The sequence below is a fragment of the Microbacterium sp. genome, from assembly GCF_049661145.1.
Lineage (GTDB): Bacteria > Actinomycetota > Actinomycetes > Actinomycetales > Microbacteriaceae > Microbacterium.
Genome location: NZ_JBASZT010000173.1, coordinates 1 through 2,261, shown reverse-complemented (window position 1 = coordinate 2,261; position 2,261 = coordinate 1). Strand labels below are relative to the sequence as shown.

Here is a 2,261-nt window from a genome sequence, read left to right as displayed (position 1 = left end):
GGCCACGTGCACGGAACTGGCCAGGTGCCAGGCGACCCGTGCCGGGTCCATTCCGAGGGACTCGAACGCGACCGCGAGGCCGACGTGCGCCGCGCGCCGGAACTCGGGCGCGGACAGCGCCGAGATCGAGGCCCGGGCGAGCGGATCGCGCATCCGCAGGCGGCCTCCCTCGAACTCCACCAGGCCGCTCGCGGTGAGCTCGTCGATCGCGGGGTCGAGATCTGCTATGTCGTCGCCCATCCATGCCTGCGCCGCGCGGAGGACGATGTCGATGCGCCCGCTGGACTCCTCCGCGACGACGAGCGCGAGCCGACGTGCCGACTCGGAGAGCGTCAGCATCCGATTCTGCACCGCCCGGTCCACTTCGCCGTGCACCGGCAACGATGCTCCGACGCTGAGCCGCGCGAACAGATCGTCCGCAGACGTTCGCACCGCGAGCTCGTCGGCCATGGTCGTCAGCGCCCGCGGGTTGCCGTCCGCCCGTTCGATGAGCAGGTCCTGCAGGGCCGGGTCGCTGATGCCGTCGAGCCGGTCGGCAAGCAGCGCGCGTGCGCTGTCGGTATCCAGCGGATCCACGGTGCTCAGCTGCAGTCCGCTGAGGTCGGCGAGGGCGGCGGCGTCGGAGCGCATCACGATGATGATCGCCACCGGGTCCCGTGCAAGGCGCCGCGCGGCGAAGGCGACGGCCGAGAGGGACTCGTGATCCACCCACTGCGCGCTTTCGACGACGACGAGCGTCGCGGTGTCGCGAGCGGCCTCCTCCAGCAATGCCATGACCGCTGCACCGACTGCGAAGCCGTCGGCCGAGCTGTCAGTCTCGAACCCGAGGACGCCGCGGAGGGTTCGCGCATGGGTGCTCGAGATGGCGCCCAGCGCGTCGGACAGCGGTGAGATGAGTCGCTGGAGCGCCGAATAGGGGAACTGCGCTTCCTGCTCAATCCCCTCGACCTCCAGAACGCGGGGTGAGGGCAGCCGGGCTGCCGCCGCGCGCCAGAGCGCCGACTTCCCCACGCCCGGGCCGCCCACGATCGCGGACCCGGTGCCCTCGCCGGCGAGCGAGGCGGCGAGACCCGATACGACCTCTTCGAGCAGGCGTTCGTGCCCGAACAGCGGGGGAGGTCCCGGCTCGCGCCCGTCGTCCATCGCGTGTCCTCTCGGCATCCATCCGATCTGCGCTCGTGCGCGCACGGGCTGCTCGTCGTGCACACGGTGGCAAGACGGGCAGCGCCGGTGCTTTCTAGGTTCGAACCGAACGGCTCATCGACATGGAGAGAGACTATGCCTCACGTGACCACATCGGACGGGACCGAACTCTATTACACCGAGCAGGGTTCCGGCAGGCCCGTGCTGTTCAGCCACGGCTGGCCGCTGAGTTCCGACGCCTGGCAGGTCGAGTTGAAGGTCTTCGCGGATGCCGGATACCGAGCCATCGCGCACGACCGGCGCGGCCACGGTCGATCGAGCAAGACGTATGCCGGTAACGACATGGACACGTACGCGAAGGACCTGTCCGAGCTCGTCGAGGCGCTCGACCTGCACGACCTCGTGGTCGTGGGTCATTCCACGGGTGGTGGCGAAGTCGTGCGGTACGCCGCGCAGTACGGCGAAGGGCGCGTGGCCAAGGTCGTCACGGTCGGCGCCGTACCGCCCATCATGCTCATCTCCGACGCGAACCCGGAGGGCACGCCGATCGAGAACTTCGACGAGATCCGCTCTCACGTCCTGAAGGACAGGTCGCAGTTCTGGAAGGACCTCGCCGTCTCGTTCTTCGGTTTCAACCGCGACGGCGCGGCGGTGTCGCAGGGCGCGATCGACGACTTCTGGCGGCAGGGGATGCTCGTGAACCTCTCCGCTGCGTACGACTGCGTGAAGGCGTTCTCCGAGACCGACCAGAACGGCGACCTCGAGGCGCTCGCCGTGCCGATCCTGATCGCGCACGGCGACGACGACCAGATCGTGCCGATCGCCGCCGCCGCCGAGAAGGCGATCCGGCTCGTGAAGGACGGCACCCTCAAGGTCTACCCCGGCGCGCCCCATGGCATCTTCGGCGCATACCAGGATCAGCTCGACCAGGACATCCTGGATTTCATCCGCGCCTGACTCGGGTCACTCGCGCAGGAGGGTGCGCAACTGTTGCCGGGAGGTGACGTCGAGCTTGATGAACACCTTCCTGAGGTGGTATTCGACGGTGCTCATGCTGAGGAAGAGTTCCGTCGCGATCTCGCGGTTCGATTTGCCGGATGCTGCGAGGCGCGCGATCC

The 2,261-nt window shown here is 68.6% G+C and carries 3 protein-coding genes; 1 reads left to right on the top strand and 2 read right to left on the bottom strand.

Going from position 1 to position 2,261, the window contains the following annotated elements; translation table 11 throughout:
- Window positions 1-1,188, bottom strand: a 1,188-nt coding sequence (locus WBP48_RS07720) for an AAA family ATPase (RefSeq protein ID WP_424438497.1), incomplete at its 3' end; no start/stop codon positions are given.
- Between the two features lie 90 nt (window positions 1,189-1,278).
- Between WBP48_RS07720 and WBP48_RS07715 the strand changes: the two genes are divergently transcribed.
- Window positions 1,279-2,100, top strand: coding sequence for an alpha/beta fold hydrolase (locus tag WBP48_RS07715; protein ID WP_424438494.1), 822 nt, complete (start codon window positions 1,279-1,281; stop codon window positions 2,098-2,100).
- Between the two features lie 6 nt (window positions 2,101-2,106).
- On the opposite strand, the gene WBP48_RS07710 is transcribed toward WBP48_RS07715, so the two are convergent.
- On the bottom strand, window positions 2,107-2,259 hold the full coding sequence (locus WBP48_RS07710) for a helix-turn-helix transcriptional regulator (RefSeq protein ID WP_424438500.1): 153 nt from the start codon (window positions 2,257-2,259) through the stop codon (window positions 2,107-2,109).
- Between the last annotated feature and the right edge of the window lie 2 nt (window positions 2,260-2,261).